Origin of the sequence: Oligoflexus sp. (assembly GCF_035638955.1) — a bacterium.
Lineage (GTDB): Bacteria > Bdellovibrionota_B > Oligoflexia > Oligoflexales > Oligoflexaceae > Oligoflexus.
The window spans coordinates 1-1784 of record NZ_DASQYZ010000474.1 but is presented as its reverse complement, the minus strand read 5'-3'; the positions used below and the strand labels follow the sequence as shown (position 1 = coordinate 1784).

General features: G+C 50.1%; 4 protein-coding genes. 2 read left to right on the top strand and 2 right to left on the bottom strand.

The window, feature by feature from the left end:
- Positions 1–382 (top strand): hypothetical protein (locus VE954_RS38730; protein ID WP_324963289.1); only part of this gene is annotated, 382 nt, incomplete at its 5' end.
- A gap of 234 nt (positions 383–616) precedes the next feature.
- Here VE954_RS38730 and VE954_RS44620 read toward each other — a convergent pair.
- Positions 617–913: a DDE-type integrase/transposase/recombinase gene (locus VE954_RS44620; protein ID WP_414699073.1), complete on the bottom strand. Its 297-nt coding sequence runs from the start codon at positions 911–913 to the stop codon at positions 617–619.
- A complete protein-coding gene (locus VE954_RS38725; protein WP_324963288.1) occupies positions 843–1019 on the bottom strand; it encodes a hypothetical protein in 177 nt (58 codons plus the stop codon). The genes VE954_RS44620 and VE954_RS38725 overlap by 71 nt, the downstream gene beginning before the upstream one ends.
- A 239-nt stretch (positions 1020–1258) precedes the next feature.
- Here VE954_RS38725 and VE954_RS38720 point away from each other — a divergent pair, with 239 nt between their 5' ends.
- Positions 1259–1675 carry a hypothetical protein gene (locus VE954_RS38720; protein ID WP_324963286.1) on the top strand — a complete coding sequence of 139 codons (417 nt, stop codon included), beginning with the start codon at positions 1259–1261 and terminating at the stop codon, positions 1673–1675.
- Positions 1676–1784 lie beyond the last annotated feature (109 nt).

Genomic DNA, 1784 nt, shown 5'->3' with positions numbered 1-1784 from the left:
GAATCCTCTGTTTCTGCAGGGCATGGGGATACTGCGATATGGGCAGGTACACCATTCGTGCCAGGTCCCAGTCACGACGCAGCATCATTGCTTTGCACGAAAAATATCCGGCCCTTGGTACCCCTTCCGCATTATAGCTTCAGCTGCCGGAGGCGGCGGTACCTGCAACCAAAATTATGCGAACCAGTTGGATGCCTTTGAATTGCTGGGCCATGACAGTAAGTTGGAACAATTAGGAGGATCTGCTACGACTGTCCAAAAGTTTAACACGCTGCAAGCAGGGTTTTTTAAGATTGTTTTGCTTTTGATGGGTCCGGGCCTTGGACGTGCCGTTAAAAGTTTGACGATTCCGGCAACCGAACTGCAGCCCTCCTCGGGCTGAAGGTCTTGAAGAGCCACACGAGTCAGCTTTTACTTATTCCGGAGTCATTTGAGTTTGTCGCCAGGATGCCAAAAGAATTAACGCGCTGTTCTGAGAAGCTGTGGAATACACTGAACAGATGTTACGCAAGTCCCTGAAGAAGAAGAATGCGTTTTGATCTGTGATTTTTCCTGCCTTAACAGCTCTATTGCATCTGTAAACGATGCTCGGAGCTTTGGCTGGAGAGTTTAAGTTTTACGCAACCAAGTCATGAAAGATCCGAGCGGAGTCTGACCTGCCGCGATTAAATGTGCTTTTTCGAATCATGCGCATGGATTCCATGCCGCCTATTGCAAACCTTTGCCACTGCAGTGATTTAAACCGCAAGGCTGCTCTACATCGTTGCTTGATAGGACGATGATCCTGCCCGATAGTATTGTTTAAATATTTATTCTGGTGGATTTTGATCGCGGTAGCTTTATCATTTATTGCAGTCATTGATGGCAGTGGAGTTGGGTCCACTGAAGTCAATATCTGTTTCTGTGGGGTCATCCTTGACCTGGTTGCCTTCCTTGTCGACTGCCCGGTAGAGGTATTTCCACTGACCATTGAGTTTGTGAACCGAAGTGGCATTCACAGCCGCAAGAATATGGTTCATTTTTCCTTTCGTGACCTTGCCGTGCAAAGGCTCATAATGGAGCTGCAATGGATCGCATGGCCTGCGTGCCATCCCAATGGGTTGGTTTAAACGGAATTGCGTTCAGCGTCACTGGATTCGACAGCATGTCGGCCTTCCGGCAATTCTATAAGCTTTTTCTACATGAATTTTGGCGACTTGCCTCTGGTCGTCGTTTTGCATTAGCCGCGGCAGTGAATCAGCTGTTTGAAAGGATTTCCATGAAACGACATTTCAAGCTTAACTTTCAGGTTGCGATCATCCTGGCCTTTGGCCTGCTCATGACTCATTGCGGACGACCAGCACCGGAGTCATCGGAACTGGATGCGGGGGCTCCCGCGCTCAGAATCAGCGGTGCATGGCGCATGGTGTCATACAAGGGAAGTTATGTGCAGAATCCTGGGACAGGAGCTGCCACCGATGTACCCGCCAGTCGGACTTTTTCGGCTGGAAGCCGCAACATCGTCTCCGCATTCAATATTGATTCAGCGGGAAATGGCTCGATTCAAGGCAAGGAAACCTGCAAGGTCGGCGTGAGCCAGGCCAAGGATACGGCGGCATCCATCCAGGGTTCTCGCGTTTTGAATGCTGCTGAAGGTGTGGTGGGACGGCTCTGTCGCAAAACTTTCAAAGGGTGAAGTATGGTTTCGAGGGCATCACCCCCCGGACGCAGTTATCCTGCGAGGGCGTAAAATTGCTCGAATGGGGTGGAGCCCGGGATATCGATCTGGCGTTTTTTGATCATGG

Coding starts and splice junctions, on each gene's coding strand:
- VE954_RS38720 (WP_324963286.1), top strand. CDS start 1,259: ATGAAACGACATTTCAAGCTTAACTTTCAGGTTGCGATCATCCTGGCC.
- VE954_RS44620 (WP_414699073.1), bottom strand. CDS start 913: ATGACCCCACAGAAACAGATATTGACTTCAGTGGACCCAACTCCACTG.
- VE954_RS38725 (WP_324963288.1), bottom strand. CDS start 1,019: ATGAACCATATTCTTGCGGCTGTGAATGCCACTTCGGTTCACAAACTC.